Consider the following 14506-nt stretch of genomic DNA (forward strand, 5'->3'; position numbering starts at 1 on the left):
CAGCCGCCGTTCAGGCTGGCAGATGGAGCTTGGCGTAGGGCTCGCGATCGATGTCCAGCACTTCCACACACAACTGCAGGTCCATGCCCTCCTGCTGCGGCACGGCTTCACGCAGCACTGCAAGCAGGCTTTCTGACAACTGCCGCTTCACCTCGTGGGAGCGCCCGTTGAGGATGGCCAGGCGCACATGGGCAAACGCCCGGTCACCGGGCGCGGTACCCACTCGGTAATGGCTGAACGCCTGAGCGCGGCTCTTGATGTCCGCTTCGTCGGCGAACTGACCGCTGCCGAACAGGGCGTGGTTCAGGCGCAGCAGCAGTACGTCGACATTGAGCGCGCGCAGGTTGTCGCTGTATTCCAGGTTCAGGTGAGGCATGGCACAGGTTCCAGGCGTTGGAGAGACCGACAGCCTACCCCAGTCCCCCACCCGCGCAAAGGCGGCTATCCTCAAAGGTCAGGACCTTAACGACAACCCTGACAGAGGTGAAGAAATGCCAGTTCCGCATGATCTGCTCGCTGACTTGCACGTTACCGCTGACGCATTCCAGGCACTCATTGACAAGGACCAGACGCTGCATGCGTTGCACAAGGAATACAACGCCAAGGACAAGGAGGTGGTTGCCGCCGAAGGCAATGGCACCAACGACGACACCGTCAACCGCCTGCGCAAGGAGCGCCTGTTGATCAAGGACAAGATCGAGCGAATTATTCATCCGCCGAAATCTTCATGATTTTGTGCTGAACCCACCGGCCTCTTCGCGGCTGAAGCCGCTCCTACAGGTTCTACACACCCCCCTGTAGGAGCGGCTTCAGGCGCGAAGAGGCCAGCAGCCCTCACACAGCAGCCGCAGCCTTCAACGCCCCCTCCAGGTCCTCGATCAGGTCCTGGCAATCCTCGATCCCGATCGACAGCCGCAGCAGGTTCTCACTGATCCCCATCTCGCCCTTCTGCTCCGGGCTCAGGGAGTTGTGCGACATGCTCCAGGAGTGGTTGATCATGCTCTCCACCCCGCCCAGCGAATCCGCCAGGACAAAGATGCGCAAAGCCTCGACCAGGCGGTTGAGCGCCGCGCGGTCGCCGCCCTTGACCTTCATCGCCACTACCGCTCCGCCCGCCCGCATCTGGCGCTTGCACAGTGCATGTTGCGGGTGGCTCTCCAGCCCTGGATAGAACACCTGCTCGATCTGCGGGTGGCTTTCGAGAAAACGCGCCACCTGCAGGGCATTGGCGCATTGGCGTTCCATGCGCACGTCGAGGGTCTTCAGGCCGCGCAGGGCCAGGTAGCAATCGAACGGCCCCTGGATTGCCCCCACGGCCATGCTGATCTTGCGCAGGCGCTTGTACAGCGCCTCGCTGGCCGCCACCACCACACCGCCGGTCAGGTCGGAATGGCCGCCGATGTATTTGCTGGCCGAGTGCATCACCAGGTCCACGCCCAAGGTGATTGGCCGCTGGTTCCAGGGGGAACAGAAGGTGTTGTCGATGCAGGTGAGGATGCCGCGGGCCCTCGCCAGGTCGCAGACTGCCTTGATGTCGACCAAATGCAGCAGCGGGTTGGTCGGCGACTCGATCCAGATCAGCTGGGTCTCGGGCTTGATCGCCGCCGCCACCGCCTCGATGTCGTTGAGGTCGACGTAGGTGGTGGTCAGGCCCGAGGTGTGCCCGCGATAGTCTTCGAGGATGCGGAAGGTGCCACCGTAGACACCGTTCATCACCACCACATGGGCGTCCTTGGGCAGCAGCTCCAGCACCGTGGCCGTAGCGTTGACACCCGAGGCACAGGCCACCGCGCCGACACCCTCTTCCAGCGCCGCTACGCAGCTTTCGTAGGCATGCCGGGTCGGGTTGCCGACGCGGCTGTAGGCGTAATCGGGGTGGTCGTCGAGGCTGCGCTTGATGTAAGAGCTGGCGGTGTAGATTGGCGGAAAGATCGCGTTGTCGGCGACGCTGAACTGCTCGCCGGCGTGGATGATTCGGGTGGCGAAGTTGCGCGGCTTGTCGGACATGGTCGGGCCCATTGGCAGATGTTAAGTAGGCAACTATCGCACAAACGACAAGGGCTGGCGCTTCGGGATTTTTTTCTACCGCTGGGGTAATCTGGCGAATATTTTTCTCAGCCAGCCGTGACCGATATGGACAGCTTCGACCAGCACATTCTCACCCTGCTCCAGCGCGACGCGTCGATATCGCTGAAGGACCTGGCCGAAGCCGTCAACCTGTCCACCACGCCGTGCTGGAAGCGGGTCAAGCGCCTGGAAGAAGACGGCTACATACTCGGCCGTGTCGCCCTGCTCGACCCCGAGCGCCTGGGGCTGGGGCTGACGGTGTTCGTCCAACTCAAGACCCAGCGCCACGACAGCGCCTGGCTGGAGCAGTTTGCCACGACGGTGAAGGGCTTCGAGGAAGTGATGGAGTTCTACCGCATGTCCGGGGATTGGGATTACATGCTGCGCGTGGTGGTGGGTGATATCGCGGCCTATGACCGGTTCTACAAGAAGCTGATCAACAGCACCGATGGGTTGTCCAACATCACCTCCAGTTTTGCCATGGAGCAGATGAAATACACCACGGCGTTTCCCGTGCACCGATCCTGAATCGGTGGTGCCCTCATCGCGGATGAATCCGCTCCTACAGGGGAAATTGCGATCCCCGTAGGAGCGGATTCATCCGCGAAGGGCCAGCCCAGTCAACCCATCAATCCGCCGCCAGCACCGCCGCAATCCGGTTCCCCGCCTTGGCCTTCTCCAATCGAATCGCCACAAACTTCGACGTCGGCGTATACGTCCCCTCGCCATAACTCTCCAGCGGCACTAGCGGATTGGTCTCCGGATAGTAGGCCGCCGCCTGCCCATCCGGAATGTCATACGCCACCAGCCTGAACCCCGACACCCGCCGCTCCACACCGTCCTCCCACAGCGACACCAGGTCCACCTGCTCACCCGGTTCGAAGCCCAGCCGGCTGATGTCCGCCTCGCTGACGAACACCACTTCACGCAACCCGAACACCCCTCGGTAGCGGTCATCCAGCCCATACAACGTGGTGTTGTACTGGTCATGAGAACGCATTGTCTGCAGGATCAGGTCCGGCTTGTCGCCCCGCGCCAGCACCTGTGCGTTTACCAACTGCTCGGGCAGCTGGCTGGCACAGAAACGCGCCTTGCCGGTTGCCGTGCGCCAGTTGCGCTCGGCTGCGCTGTTGCCCAGGTGGAAACCTCCCGGCTGCTCCAGGCGCTGGTTGAAGTCGGCAAAGCCCGGGATGACGTCGGCGATCATGCTGCGAATGCGGCCGTAATCGGCCACGGCGTATTCCCAGTCGATCGGCTGGTTGCCCAGGGTGGCCTTGGCCATGCCGGCGATGATCCACGGCTCCGAGCGCATGTGCGGCGAACGCGGGCGCAGCTGGCCGTGGGAAATGTGCACCATGCTGAAGGTGTCTTCCACGGTAACGCCTTGTGGCCCGCCGGCCTGCAGGTCGATTTCGGTACGGCCCAGGCAGGGCAGGATCAGCGCGTCGCGGCCAGTGACCAGGTGCGAGCGGTTGAGCTTGGTGGAAATCTGCACGGTCAGCGCGCAATTGCGCAGCGCCGCGTGGGTGCGTGGCGTGTCCGGGGTGGCCTGGGCGAAGTTGCCGCCGAGCGCGATGAACACCTTGGCGCGTTGCTCTTCCATGGCCTGGATCGCCAGCACCGCGTTGTGCCCGTGGGCGCGTGGGGCGCGGAAGTGGAAGCGTTTTTCCAGGGCGTCGAGCAGCGCGGCCTTGGGCTTCTCGTCGATGCCCATCGTGCGGTCGCCCTGCACGTTGCTGTGGCCGCGCACCGGCGACAGGCCGGCGCCGGGTTTGCCGACGTTGCCGCGCAGCAGCTGCAGGTTGACGATTTCCTGCACGGTCGGCACCGAATGGCGGTGCTGGGTGACGCCCATGGCCCAGCACATGATCACCCGTTCGGCCTTGCGGTACATGCGCGCGGCCAGTTCGATCTCAGCCAGGGTCAGGCCCGACTGCTCGACGATATGCTCCCAGGAGGTGGCGTCCACTGCCGCCAGGTAGTCATCGACGCCGCTGGTGTGCTCGGCGATGAAGGCGTGGTCGAACACGGCAGGCTCACCCTTGGCCTGGGCCTCGCGCTCCCACTGCAGGAGGAACTTGGCCATGCCGCGTATGGCCGCCATGTCGCCGCCCAGGGCTGGACGAAAATAGGCATTGGTGGTGGGTTCGGAGCCGTTGCTGAGCATCTCCAGCGGGTGCTGCGGATGCTGAAAGCGCTCCAGGCCGCGCTCCTTGAGCGGGTTGAAACACACCACCTGGGCGCCGCGCTTGACCGCCTCGCGCAGCGGTTCGAGCATGCGCGGGTGGTTGGTGCCGGGGTTCTGACCAATGACGAAGATCGCGTCGGCCAGCTCCAGGTCATGGAACACCACGGTGCCCTTGCCCACCCCGAGGGTTTGCGACATGCCCACACCACTGGCTTCGTGGCACATGTTCGAGCAGTCGGGGAAATTGTTGGTGCCATAGGCGCGGACGAACAGCTGGTAGAGGAACGCCGCTTCGTTGCTGGCCCGGCCCGAGGTGTAGAACTCGGCCTGATCGGGCGATTCCAGCGCCCGCAGGTGCTTGGCGATCAGCTCGAACGCCTCTTGCCAGGTGGTTTCGACGTAGTGGTCGGTGGCCGCGTCGTAGCGCATCGGGTGGGTGAGGCGACCCTGGTATTCGAGCCAGTAATCAGTCTGGTCCTTGAGCGCGCTGACGCTGTACTTGGCGAAGAATGCCGGGTCCACCGAGCGGCCGGTGGCTTCCCAGTTCACCGCCTTGGCGCCGTTTTCGCAGAACTTGACCATGTCGCTTTCCGGCGACTCGCCCCAGGCGCAGCCCGGGCAGTCGAAACCGCCGTTCTGGTTGGTCTTGAGCATGGCCCGCAGGTTCTTGAAGGCATTTTCGCTGCCCAGCCAGCTCTTGGTCACGCTTTTCAGCGCGCCCCAGCCGGCGGCAGGCCCCTTGTAGTCCCTGATGTGTTGGTCCTGGCTCATGCGGTCAATCCTCACGCGGGCATCGAAAAATGCAGCGGATCGTGTCGTCCGGTGCTTATTTCCAGCCTATGGATGCCGGCATAGAGCCGTCCAATCGAAATGTCTTACAGCGTGATAAGCCGTTTCGATCACGCTGCCAGGGCCTTGGGATACAAAGCCTGCAGCCTTGATAGAGGAGATTGATCAAACAGTCGGGGAAAGCAATTTGACGGGGGGCGGCGCAGGTTATAGCTTGAACCTTGTATTCCTCCCTCTGCCGAGCGCGAACGTGGAACAGAACAGCCGGGCCCTGATCGACGGCTTCAATCGCAAAATCGACTACCTGCGGATGTCGGTCACGGACCGCTGCGACTTCCGTTGCGTCTACTGTATGGCCGAAGACATGCAGTTCCTGCCGCGCCAGCAGATCCTCAGCCTCGAAGAACTGTTCCAGGTGGCCGAGCGCTTCGTCGCCCTGGGGACTCGCAAGATCCGCCTCACCGGTGGCGAACCGCTGGTGCGCCAGGGCATCGTCGAGCTGTGCGGGCGCATCGCCGCCCTGCCCGGCCTGCGCGAACTGTGCATGACCAGCAATGGCTCACAACTCGGCCGCCTGGCCCAGCCGCTGTTCGACGCTGGGCTTTCGCGCCTGAACATCAGCCTCGACAGCCTCGACACCGAGCGCTTCAAGCAGCTGACCCGCACCGGCGACCTCGCCCAGGTGATCGCCGGCATCGACGCCGCCCGCCGCGCCGGTTTCCAGCGCATCAAGCTCAACTGCGTGGTGCTCAAGGGCCGCAACGACCACGAGCTGGTCGACCTGGTGCGCTTTGCCATCGACCGCGAGCTGGACATCACCTTCATCGAAGAAATGCCGCTGGGCGTAATCAGCGAACATGAGCGCGGCGAGTCGTTCTGCTCCAGTGACGAAGTGCGCGCGCGCCTGGCCGAGCAGTTCACCCTGGTCGAATCGACCGAATCGTCGCAAGGCCCGGCCCGCTACTGGCGCCTGGCCGAAGCGCCCAACACCCGCGTTGGCTTCATCTCGCCCCACAGCCACAACTTCTGCGCCACCTGCAATCGCGTGCGCCTGACCGTCGAAGGCCGCCTGCTGCTGTGCCTGGGCAACGAACACTCGATGGACCTCAAGCAGGTGCTGCGCGCCCACCCGGGCGATGCCGAGCGGCTGGAAAAAGCCATCCGCGCCTCGCTGCACCTCAAGCCTTACCGCCATCACTTCGAAGTAGGTGGCGACGTGCAGATCCTGCGTTTCATGAACATGACCGGCGGCTGATCGGCCGCCTCTGGACCTCCATGATCGTCCACTCCCGCCCCGATGTGCTGCGCGTGCTGTTCACCCTCAAGGGTTCGATCGTCAAGCGCATCGCCTTGCGCTGCCTGATGGTCACCTTGCTGGCCGCGCTGATCGTACTGGTCGAGCGCCACTATCCGGCGTTTTTCTACCCGGTCAGCGCCACACCCTTCACCCTGCTCGGCCTGTCGCTGTCGATTTTCATGAGCTTTCGCAACAACGCCTGCTACGACCGCTGGTGGGAGGGGCGCAAGGCCTGGGGCAAACTGATCATCGAGACCCGCTCGTTCGTGCGTGAGAGTGTGGTGATCGCCGACGAACAGTTGCGAGCCGAGCTGCTGCGCAACCTGTGCGGTTTTGCCCATGCGCTGAACGCACGGCTGCGCAATGAAGATGATCTGGCGGCGGCCCGCCCTTGGCTGGCCAGCCCAGTTGCGATCAGCCCGCACAATGTCTGCGACGGGATTTTGCGTGAGCTGGGCGCTCAGTGTTCGCGCCTGGCCGCACAGCAACAGATCAGTGACTGGCGCTACAGCCTGCTGGAGCAGCGTCTGGTCGGGCTGACGGAGGTGCAGGCCACTTGCGAGCGGATCAAGGGCACACCGCTGCCGTTCCCCTACACCCTGCTGCTGCACCGCACCATCTACATCTTCTGCCTGCTGTTGCCGTTCGCCCTGGCCGAACCGCTAGGATGGTTGGCGCCGCTGTTCACCACAATCGTCGGCTACACCTTCTTCGGCCTGGATGCGATCGGAAACGAATTGGAAGACCCGTTCGGGCGGGATGAGAACGACTTGCCGACCGATGCAATGGTGCGCACGGTAGAGCGGGATGTGCTGGCGGCGCTGGGGGTGCAGCCGCTGCCACCGGCATTGCTGCCGGTGGAGCATGTATTGAGCTGAAGGCCTGCAGTGTCCGATCGATACTATGTACCGACTGATCGATGACATCTATCGCCGACTTGGTTAAGGTCACCTTACCCAGACGCCAGGCACTCCCATGGACATCAAGCAGCTCAAGTTCCTCATCGCCCTCGACCAGACCCGCCACTTCGGCCAGGCTGCGGCGCTGTGCCATATCACCCAGCCGACCCTGTCCATGCGCCTGCGCAACCTGGAGGACGAACTGGACCTGGTGCTGGTCAAGCGTGGCCAGCGTTTCGAGGGCTTTACCGAAGCCGGCGAGCGCATCCTGGCCTGGGCCCGCACCCTGCTCGCCGCCCACGATGGCCTGCAGGCCGAGGCCGCCAGCTGCCGGGGCCAGGTGGTCGGCAGCCTGCGCCTGGGCACCGTGCCGCTGGCCAGTTTCAACCCGATGCAATTGCTGCTGCCGCTGCGCGAAAAATACCCCGAGCTGCAATTCCAGCTCAGCTCGCACAGCACCGAGCAGATCATGGATGGCCTGAGCCGCAACCAGCTCGACCTTGGTATCTGCTACCTCGACCAGGTCAATGCCAACTTCTTCGAAGTGATCGAGCTGGGCACCACCACCATGGGCCTGCTGCACGATACCCGGCACTTCCAATTCGAGGCCGAGACCCTGCGCTGGGAAGACCTCGCCGACATCCCCCTGGGCCTGCTGAGCAAAGGCATGCACTACCGGCAGTCCCTGGACCTGAGCTTCCGCAGCCGCAGCCTGGAGCCCAATGCCGTGCTGGAAAGCGACTCCAGCTTCCAGCTGGTTCAGGCGATCAACACCGGCGTGTGCTGCGCGATCATGCCGCTCGGTTGCGGGCTGGAGGACTTGAGCGATCACATGCGTATCATCCCAATCGCAGACGCCAGCATCCACAGCCCTGTCGGCCTGCTGCTGCGCCGCAGCGAGCCGCGTTCGGCGATTGCCGAGCAGTGTTTCGACGAAGCGAAATTGCTGTTTCAGTCCAGCTGAGTCGCCTGGCGATACTGCCGGGGCGTGAAGCCAGTCAGCTGTTTGAACTGGCGGCTGAAGGCGCTGTGGTCGGTGTAGCCGCACTGCATCGCCACCTCGGTGATCGGCAATTCGCTGTGTAGCAAGCGGTGGGCGTGCTCCAGCCGCGCCTTGTGGATCATCTGCCGGGGCGTGAGGTGGAACACGCGCTTGCAGTAACGCTCCAGTTGCGCCACGGAAATCCCGGCGATGCGGGTCAATTCGCCCAGGCTGATCGGCTGGTGAAAATGCCGGCGAATGTGCTCGTCCACGGCGGCCAGGCGCTGATAGGCGGGATGTGTGTCGGCGGCTGACTGCAGGTCGACCGAAATGCCCACCAGGCCGATGATCTCCCCCGCCGGATTGCGCAGAGGGCGCTTGTGCGTCAGGCACCAGCCCGGTTCGCGGCTGCCGTACAGGTGTAGTTCCAGCTGGTCTTCGAGGACCAGACCCTCCTTGAGCACGCGGCGGTCCTGCTCTGTATAGCCGGGGCCAAGTTGCACCGGAAAGACCTCGGCGCTGGTCTTGCCCAGTAATGGCTGCAGGCGCTTGAGGCCGCAGCGTTGGACCAGCGTGGTATTGGCCAGCACGTAGCGGGCGTCAGGGTCCTTGATGAAGATGGCGGCGTTGGGGATGGCGTCAAGGATGGGCAGTAGCAGGGATACCCCGGCCAGCAGCGCTTCCAGCGTGGCGGGGCGGTGCTGGTCGAGGGAATTGGACAGGATCGACAGTGGGTCTTGGGTCATCTCGATCTCTCTGTTGAGGCTGCAGCCCATTTACAACAGGGCCTTCAGCCTATCCAGGATACCCAGCAAGCCGCCACCGATTTCTGCAACTGTGCCGATTTCGTCATCTCCCCTGCAGAAAACCATCAAGAACCGTCGCCTCGATCGGTCCACTCTATGCCCCACGCAAGCCGCCCAATCCCTACAAGAGCGCGGCCCGAAAAGCCGCATCACGTGACATCAGACCTGCCTATCCAAAACCTACAAAAAGGCGCACCCATGTCAGGCAAATTCAAGAAACAGCTGTCGTTGCTCGACCTCACCTTCATCGGCCTCGGCGCCATCTTCGGCTCCGGCTGGCTGTTCGCCGCCAGCCACGTATCGGCCATCGCCGGGCCGGCCGGCATCCTCTCCTGGTTCCTCGGCGGTTTCGCCGTGCTGCTACTGGGCATCGTCTACTGCGAGCTCGGCGCCGCGTTGCCCCGCGCCGGTGGCGTGGTGCGCTACCCGGTGTACTCGCACGGCCCGTTGCTCGGCTACCTGATGGGCTTCATCACCCTGATCGCCTTCTCCAGTCTGATCGCAATCGAAGTGGTCGCCTCGCGCCAGTACGCCGCCGCGTGGTTCCCCGGGCTGACCAAGGCCGGCTCCAGTGACCCGACGGTGCTCGGCTGGCTGGTGCAGTTCGCCCTGCTGGGGCTGTTCTTCCTGCTCAACTACCGCAGCGTGAAGACCTTCGCCAAGGCCAACAACCTGGTCAGCGTGTTCAAGTTCATCGTGCCGTTGCTGGTCATCGGTGTGCTGTTCACCTTCTTCAAACCGGAGAACTTCGAGGTTCAGGGCTTCGCCCCGTTCGGCATGTCTGGCGTGGAAATGGCGGTGTCGGCCGGTGGCATCATCTTCGCCTACCTGGGCCTGACGCCGATCATCTCGGTGGCCAGCGAAGTGAAGAACCCGCAACGCACCATCCCCATCGCGCTGATCCTTTCGGTGCTGCTGTCCACCGCGATCTATGCGCTGCTGCAGCTGGCCTTCCTCGGCAGCGTGCCGACCGAAATGCTCAGCAACGGCTGGGCTGCGGTGACCAAGGAACTGGCCCTGCCTTACCGCGACATCGCCCTGGCCCTGGGCGTGGGCTGGCTGGCCTACCTGGTGGTGGCCGACGCTGTGATCTCGCCCAGCGGCTGCGGCAACATCTACATGAACGCCACCCCGCGCGTGGTCTATGGCTGGGCGCAGACCGGCACCTTCTTCAAGTACTTCACCCGCATCGATGAACAGTCCGGCATTCCGCGCCCGGCGCTGTGGTTGACCTTTGCTCTGTCGGTGTTCTGGACCCTGCCGTTCCCGTCCTGGGAAGCGCTGATCAACGTGGTCTCGGCGGCGCTGGTGCTGAGCTACGCCGTGGCGCCGGTCACCGTCGCCGCCCTGCGCCGCAATGCCCCGGACATGCCGCGCCCGTTCCGGGTCAAGGGCATGGCTGTACTCGGCCCGCTGTCGTTCATCATCGCTGCGCTGATCGTCTACTGGTCTGGCTGGAAAACCGTGTCGTGGCTGCTGGCCCTGCAGATCGTGATGTTCGTGCTGTACCTGCTGTGCCGCCGCTTCGTTCCGACCGAACACTTGTCACTGGGCCAGCAGGTGCGCTCGTCCGCCTGGCTGATCGGCTTCTACGCGGTGACCATCCTGCTCTCCTGGCTCGGCAGCTTCGGCGGCCTGGGCGTCATCGGCCACCCGCTCGACACCGTGGTCGTCGCCCTTTGTGCCCTGGGCATCTACTACTGGGGCGCCGCGACTGGCGTGCCGGCTCACCTGGTGCGCCTGGAAGGCGAGGACGAAAGCGAAGCCGCCGACGCCACCTTCAGCGACCAGCGCCCTGCTGCCGTCGCCTCCTGACCCTTACTGAATGGACATGACCATGAAACACGTTCACGTCATCGACTCGCATACCGGCGGCGAACCGACCCGCCTGGTGTTCGAAGGCTTCCCGCAACTGCACGGCCGCAGCATGGCCGAGCAGCGCGACGAACTGCGCGAGCTGCACGACCCGTGGCGCCGCGCATGCCTGCTGGAGCCACGCGGCAACGATGTACTGGTCGGCGCGCTGCACTGCCCGCCGGTATCGCCAGGTGCCACTTGCGGGGTGATCTTCTTCAACAACGCCGGCTACCTGAACATGTGCGGCCACGGCACCATCGGCCTGGTCGCCTCGCTGCGGCACCTGGGCCTGATCGAGCCTGGCGAGCACCTGATCGACACGCCGGTTGGCCAGGTCAGCGCCACCCTGCATGACGATGGCGCGGTCACGGTCGGCAACGTGCCGTCCTACCGCTACCGCCAGCACGTGCCGGTCGAGGTGCCAGGCCACGGCGTGGTGCACGGCGACATCGCCTGGGGTGGCAACTGGTTCTTCCTGGTGGCCGAGCATGGCCAGCGCATCGCGCTGGATAACCGCGAAGCCCTGACCGAGTACACCTGGGCCATGCTCAAGGCCCTGGAAGCCCAGGGCATTACCGGTGAAAACGGCGCCCCCATCGACCATGTCGAGCTGTTCGCCGACGACCCTCATGCCGACAGTCGCAACTTCGTCATGTGCCCCGGCAAGGCCTACGACCGCTCGCCCTGCGGCACCGGCACCAGCGCCAAGCTGGCCTGCCTGGCCGCCGACGGCAAGCTCGCCGAGGGCCAGACCTGGGTCCAGGCGAGCATCACCGGCAGCCAGTTCCATGGCCGTTACGAGCGTGAGGGCGAGCGTATTCGCCCGTTCATCACCGGCCGCGCCTACATGACTGCCGACAGCACCCTGTTGATCGACGAACAAGATCCTTTTGCCTGGGGCATCTGACCCCGCGCTTTCCCAACTGAATACCGCCAGGAGTGACAACAATGACCCACAACATCTTCACCGGCACCATGCCCGCCCTGATGACCCCATGCACCGCCGAACGCAAGCCGGACTTCGACGCCCTGGTGCGCAAGGGCCGCGAGCTGATCGATGCCGGCATGAGCGCGGTGGTGTACTGCGGCTCGATGGGCGACTGGCCGCTGCTGACCGAGGCCGAGCGCCAGGAAGGCGTGGCGCGCCTGGTGGCCGCCGGCATCCCGACCATCGTCGGCACCGGTGCGGTGAATACCCGTGAAGCAGTCGCCCACGCCGCCCACGCGGCCAAGGTCGGTGCCGCCGGCCTGATGGTCATCCCTCGCGTGCTGTCGCGCGGCGCCTCATTGAGCGCCCAGAAGCACCACTTCGCAGCCATTCTGCAGGCCGCACCGAAGTTGCCGGCGGTGATCTACAACAGCCCGTACTACGGCTTCGCCACCCGCGCCGACCTGTTCTTCGAACTGCGCCGCGAGTACCCGAACCTGATCGGCTTCAAGGAGTTCGGCGGCGGCGCCGAGCTGCGCTACGCCGCCGAGCACATCACCTCCAAGGACGACGACGTGACCCTGATGGTCGGCGTCGATACCCAGGTGGTGCATGGCTTCGTCAACTGCAACGCCACCGGTGCCATCACCGGTATCGGCAACGCCTTGCCGCGTGAAGTGCTGCAGTTGGTGAGCCTGAGCAAGCAGGCCGCCAAGGGCGACGCCAAGGCCCGGCGCCTGGCGCGTGAACTGGAGTCGGCGCTGGCGGTGCTGTCGTCGTTCGATGAAGGTTGCGACCTGGTGCTGTACTACAAGCACCTGATGGTGCTCAACGGTGACACTGAGTACAGCCTGCACTTCAACGAAACCGACGCGCTCAGCGACGCCCAGCGCAACTACGCCGAGCAGCAGTACGCGCTGTTCCGCACCTGGTATGCGAGCTGGTCGGCTGAGCAGAACGTCGCCTGATCCAGGGCAAGGACTGCAAATTCCCTGTGGGAGCGGCTTTAGCCGCGAAGCCAACGACGCGGTGGATGGCACCGGCTTTGCCGGTGTTCGCGGCTGAAGCCGCTCCCACAGGGTAGGTACTAGACCAGATTTTGAAGGAGGCTCCATGACCCTGACAGGCAACCTGCTGATCGGCCAGCGCGCCGTGACCGGCAGCCGCGAAGCGATCCGCGCCATCGACCCGGCCACCAACCAGGCCCTCGAACCCGCCTATGCCGGCGGCACCGCCGAACACGTGGCCCAAGCCTGCGCACTGGCCTGGGCAGCGTTCGACGACTACCGCGAAACCTCGCTGGCGCAACGCGCCGCGTTTCTCGAAACCATCGCCGACCAGATCGAAGCGTTAGGCGATCCCCTGATCGACCGCGCCGTGGCCGAAAGCGGCCTGCCCAGGGCACGTATCCAGGGCGAGCGTGGCCGCACTTGCGGCCAATTGCGCACCTTCGCCCGCGTGGTACGCAGCGGCGAATGGCTGGATGTACGGGTCGACAATGCACTGCCGGAACGCCAGCCACTGCCCCGCGCCGACCTGCGCCAACGCCAGGTAGCCCTCGGCCCGGTCGCAGTGTTCGGCGCCAGCAATTTCCCCCTGGCCTTTTCGGTGGCCGGTGGTGACACCGCCTCGGCCCTGGCGGCCGGTTGCCCGGTGGTGGTCAAGGCGCATGGCGCCCACCCGGGCACCAGTGAGCTGGTCGGCCAGGCCGTGGCCCGCGCTGTGCAACTGTGCGGCCTATCGGAGGGCGTGTTCTCGATGTTGTACGGCGCAGGCCGCGAAGTCGGCATCGCCCTGGTCAGCGATCCGCGCATCAAGGCGGTTGGTTTCACCGGCTCGCGCAACGGCGGGATCGCCCTGTGCCAGGCGGCCCAGGCGCGGCCAGAACCGATCCCGGTGTATGCCGAGATGAGCTCGATCAACCCGGTGTTCCTGTTCGACGCGGCGTTGCAGGCCCGTGGCGAAGCGTTGGCACAAGGCTTCGTCGCGTCGCTGACCCAGGGCGCCGGCCAGTTCTGCACCAACCCCGGCCTGGTGATCGCCCGCCAAGGCCCGGCGCTGCATCGCTTCATCGCCGCCGCCAGCGAGCATGTACGCCAGGCGGCGGCGCAGACCATGCTTACGCCAGGCATCTTCAGCGCCTATGAAGCCGGTGTCGGCGCGCTGGCCGAAAACGCCAATACCCAGGTCGCGGCCAGCGGCCAACCCTCACAAGGCCCGAACCAATGCCAGGCGCAGCTGTTCGTCACCCAGGCCAGCGCATTCCTGGCGGACCCAGCGTTGCAGGCCGAGGTGTTCGGCGCCGCTTCTCTGGTAGTCGTCTGTGACAGCGATGAGCAAGTGCGCCAGGTCGCCGAACATCTTGAAGGCCAACTGACCGCGACCCTGCACCTGGACGACGCCGACCTCGCCAGTGCCCGCCGCCTGCTGCCAACGCTTGAGCGCAAAGCCGGTCGCCTTCTGGTCAACGGCTGGCCGACCGGGGTGGAAGTGTGCGATGGGATGGTCCACGGCGGGCCGTTCCCGGCAACGTCCGACGCCCGCAGCACCTCGGTCGGGACTGCGGCGATCCTGCGTTTCCTGCGCCCGGTGTGCTACCAGAACTTCCCTGATGCCTTGCTGCCGCAAGCCTTGAAACAGGGCAACCCGCTGCAATTGCGGCGCTTACTCGACGGCCAACGGGAACGCTGAAC

13 protein-coding genes are annotated in these 14506 nt (G+C 64.6%); 9 read left to right on the forward strand and 4 right to left on the reverse strand.

Annotated features, from left to right (window positions below):
- Positions 1-10: 10 nt before the first annotated feature.
- Positions 11-376, reverse strand: a complete 366-nt coding sequence (locus ACIQUF_RS08125; protein WP_403130389.1) for a 5-carboxymethyl-2-hydroxymuconate Delta-isomerase — start codon at positions 374-376, stop codon at positions 11-13.
- A 115-nt stretch (positions 377-491) separates the two neighbouring features.
- On the opposite strand from ACIQUF_RS08125, the gene ACIQUF_RS08130 reads away from it, so the two are divergent.
- On the forward strand, positions 492-731 hold the full coding sequence (locus ACIQUF_RS08130) for a YdcH family protein (RefSeq protein WP_403130392.1): 240 nt from the start codon (positions 492-494) through the stop codon (positions 729-731).
- A gap of 103 nt (positions 732-834) precedes the next feature.
- On the opposite strand, the gene ACIQUF_RS08135 is transcribed toward ACIQUF_RS08130, so the two are convergent.
- A complete protein-coding gene (locus ACIQUF_RS08135; protein WP_403130395.1) occupies positions 835-2019 on the reverse strand; it encodes a trans-sulfuration enzyme family protein in 1185 nt (394 codons plus the stop codon).
- Between the two features lie 114 nt (positions 2020-2133).
- On the opposite strand from ACIQUF_RS08135, the gene ACIQUF_RS08140 reads away from it, so the two are divergent.
- A complete protein-coding gene (locus tag ACIQUF_RS08140; RefSeq protein ID WP_403130399.1) occupies positions 2134-2595 on the forward strand; it encodes an Lrp/AsnC family transcriptional regulator in 462 nt (153 codons plus the stop codon).
- Between the two features lie 100 nt (positions 2596-2695).
- On the opposite strand, the gene ACIQUF_RS08145 is transcribed toward ACIQUF_RS08140, so the two are convergent.
- Positions 2696-5026 carry an FdhF/YdeP family oxidoreductase gene (locus tag ACIQUF_RS08145; protein ID WP_403130402.1) on the reverse strand — a complete coding sequence of 777 codons (2331 nt, stop codon included), beginning with the start codon at positions 5024-5026 and terminating at the stop codon, positions 2696-2698.
- Positions 5027-5294: 268 nt separating this feature from the next.
- Here ACIQUF_RS08145 and moaA point away from each other — a divergent pair, with 268 nt between their 5' ends.
- The 3 genes from moaA (at position 5295) to ACIQUF_RS08160 (ending at position 8204) form a co-directional block, all read left to right on the forward strand.
- Positions 5295-6299: a GTP 3',8-cyclase MoaA gene (gene moaA, locus ACIQUF_RS08150; RefSeq protein ID WP_403130404.1), complete on the forward strand. Its 1005-nt coding sequence runs from the start codon at positions 5295-5297 to the stop codon at positions 6297-6299.
- A gap of 20 nt (positions 6300-6319) precedes the next feature.
- Positions 6320-7219, forward strand: a complete 900-nt coding sequence (locus tag ACIQUF_RS08155; protein WP_403130407.1) for a bestrophin family protein — start codon at positions 6320-6322, stop codon at positions 7217-7219.
- Between the two features lie 97 nt (positions 7220-7316).
- Positions 7317-8204, forward strand: coding sequence for a LysR family transcriptional regulator (locus ACIQUF_RS08160; protein ID WP_403130409.1), 888 nt, complete (start codon positions 7317-7319; stop codon positions 8202-8204).
- On the opposite strand, the gene ACIQUF_RS08165 is transcribed toward ACIQUF_RS08160, so the two are convergent.
- The gene (locus ACIQUF_RS08165; protein ID WP_403130412.1) at positions 8192-8968 is read right to left on the reverse strand and encodes a helix-turn-helix domain-containing protein; all 777 of its coding nucleotides are present in this window, start codon (positions 8966-8968) and stop codon (positions 8192-8194) included. The genes ACIQUF_RS08160 and ACIQUF_RS08165 overlap by 13 nt on opposite strands.
- 258 nt (positions 8969-9226) lie before the next feature.
- On the opposite strand from ACIQUF_RS08165, the gene ACIQUF_RS08170 reads away from it, so the two are divergent.
- The 4 genes from ACIQUF_RS08170 (at position 9227) to ACIQUF_RS08185 (ending at position 14504) form a co-directional block, all read left to right on the forward strand.
- Positions 9227-10843: an APC family permease gene (locus tag ACIQUF_RS08170; RefSeq protein WP_403130415.1), complete on the forward strand. Its 1617-nt coding sequence runs from the start codon at positions 9227-9229 to the stop codon at positions 10841-10843.
- Between the two features lie 22 nt (positions 10844-10865).
- Positions 10866-11792, forward strand: a complete 927-nt coding sequence (locus ACIQUF_RS08175) for a 4-hydroxyproline epimerase (protein ID WP_403130418.1) — start codon at positions 10866-10868, stop codon at positions 11790-11792.
- Between the two features lie 41 nt (positions 11793-11833).
- Positions 11834-12781, forward strand: coding sequence for a dihydrodipicolinate synthase family protein (locus tag ACIQUF_RS08180; protein ID WP_403130421.1), 948 nt, complete (start codon positions 11834-11836; stop codon positions 12779-12781).
- Positions 12782-12926: 145 nt separating this feature from the next.
- The gene (locus tag ACIQUF_RS08185; RefSeq protein WP_403130423.1) at positions 12927-14504 is read left to right on the forward strand and encodes an aldehyde dehydrogenase (NADP(+)); all 1578 of its coding nucleotides are present in this window, start codon (positions 12927-12929) and stop codon (positions 14502-14504) included.
- Positions 14505-14506: the final 2 nt, after the last annotated feature.

Source organism: Pseudomonas sp. NPDC090233 (assembly GCF_044772285.1).
GTDB lineage: Bacteria > Pseudomonadota > Gammaproteobacteria > Pseudomonadales > Pseudomonadaceae > Aquipseudomonas.

Excerpts from the sequence above, each read along its gene's own strand:
- ACIQUF_RS08125 (WP_403130389.1), bottom strand. The coding sequence starts at position 376 with ATGCCTCACCTGAACCTGGAATACAGCGACAACCTGCGCGCGCTCAAT.
- ACIQUF_RS08130 (WP_403130392.1), top strand. The coding sequence starts at position 492 with ATGCCAGTTCCGCATGATCTGCTCGCTGACTTGCACGTTACCGCTGAC.
- ACIQUF_RS08135 (WP_403130395.1), bottom strand. The coding sequence starts at position 2,019 with ATGGGCCCGACCATGTCCGACAAGCCGCGCAACTTCGCCACCCGAATC.
- ACIQUF_RS08140 (WP_403130399.1), top strand. The coding sequence starts at position 2,134 with ATGGACAGCTTCGACCAGCACATTCTCACCCTGCTCCAGCGCGACGCG.
- ACIQUF_RS08145 (WP_403130402.1), bottom strand. The coding sequence starts at position 5,026 with ATGAGCCAGGACCAACACATCAGGGACTACAAGGGGCCTGCCGCCGGC.
- ACIQUF_RS08155 (WP_403130407.1), top strand. The coding sequence starts at position 6,320 with ATGATCGTCCACTCCCGCCCCGATGTGCTGCGCGTGCTGTTCACCCTC.
- ACIQUF_RS08160 (WP_403130409.1), top strand. The coding sequence starts at position 7,317 with ATGGACATCAAGCAGCTCAAGTTCCTCATCGCCCTCGACCAGACCCGC.
- ACIQUF_RS08165 (WP_403130412.1), bottom strand. The coding sequence starts at position 8,968 with ATGACCCAAGACCCACTGTCGATCCTGTCCAATTCCCTCGACCAGCAC.
- ACIQUF_RS08170 (WP_403130415.1), top strand. The coding sequence starts at position 9,227 with ATGTCAGGCAAATTCAAGAAACAGCTGTCGTTGCTCGACCTCACCTTC.
- ACIQUF_RS08175 (WP_403130418.1), top strand. The coding sequence starts at position 10,866 with ATGAAACACGTTCACGTCATCGACTCGCATACCGGCGGCGAACCGACC.
- ACIQUF_RS08180 (WP_403130421.1), top strand. The coding sequence starts at position 11,834 with ATGACCCACAACATCTTCACCGGCACCATGCCCGCCCTGATGACCCCA.
- ACIQUF_RS08185 (WP_403130423.1), top strand. The coding sequence starts at position 12,927 with ATGACCCTGACAGGCAACCTGCTGATCGGCCAGCGCGCCGTGACCGGC.